General features: G+C 40.0%; 1 protein-coding gene. It reads right to left on the reverse strand.

Features of this window, described 5'->3' with window-relative positions; genetic code table 11:
* Positions 1-1,147, reverse strand: a 1,147-nt coding sequence (locus ACOVO2_RS04650) for a sensor histidine kinase (protein ID WP_421768843.1), incomplete at its 3' end; no start/stop codon positions are given.
* Between the last annotated feature and the right edge of the window lie 56 nt (positions 1,148-1,203).

Below are 1,203 nucleotides of genomic sequence, written 5' to 3' on the forward strand. Positions count from 1 at the left end.
AGCCAAGTCCCGACCCACCAACTTTGGTTGTAAAGTTTGGAATAAATACTCGCTGGCGAATATTTTCTGGAATCCCCGAACCATTATCTTGAATTTCGATGATGGCAATATTATCATCTTCATTGCGATACAATCGAAGGTTAATAATCGCACGTTTTTCTTTTGGCACTGACTGTATTCCGTTGATAATCAGGTTCGTAATTACCCGACTCATAAACTGGCGGTCGCCCACAACCCACGCTTCTTTTTCTTTAATGTAAGCATTGAGCGAAATTCGTTCGTCTTCAGCGTATAAATCGGCAGATTTCTGAATCAATGGCACGAGATCGAAAACCTCATTGCGTGGCACGGGCATTTTGGCAAATTCAGAAAACGAATTGGCAATTTCACTGATATTATCAATCTGCTCGGTCAAAGAGTTTAAGGCACGGGCAATGCGTTCTTTAGTTTTCGGATTATCTACCACAATCGTCCGCTGTAATTGCTGAATCGAGAGTTTCATCGGTGTCAACGGATTCTTGATTTCGTGAGCAACTTGCTTGGCCATTTCTCGCCATGCAGTTTGTTTTTCGCTCATCGACAACGCCACTTTACTCTCTTCCAACTTCTTCAACATTTTATTATACTCACGCATCAAAATACCAATTTCATCATCCGAATTCCACTCTAAACGTTCGTTTAGTTTATCCAGATTGGTTTTCTTTAATTTCTGAGCAACCAAACGAAGTGGATGCGTAAGGATATTTGAAGCAAAATATGATAGAATCAATAAAATCAAGAATAACCAAGCAAAAACGCTCAAAATCGAAGCCACGACGTCGGTCACTTGGCGGTCAAGCGTTGGTTTTGCATCAAAAAACGGAATCCCGATTACACCAATTGGCTTACTATCGTGTCCTTTGATACTCATGTAAGCAGTTTTATAATGCAAACTTCCGAGCGATTCGGATAAAAGAGCTTCGTTTTCTTTTTCTTCGATAATTCTATGATAAGCTTCCGGATTGATAAAGTTCGAGAGCAAACCATATTCATAAACCAACGGCCGTGTTGTCAGGTCTAACTTTCCGTCGAGGCTATAAAAATTAATATCAAGTTTGGTATCACGAGCCAAATCATTGATTTCCTGCTCTAAAAATGCCCTACTCATGCGTTTTTGAATAAAACTTTCGAGCTGAAGCTGAACCGTTGAGGTAATATTTTTGG

Origin of the sequence: Emticicia sp. (assembly GCF_049241225.1) — a bacterium.
Taxonomy (GTDB): domain Bacteria; phylum Bacteroidota; class Bacteroidia; order Cytophagales; family Spirosomataceae; genus Emticicia.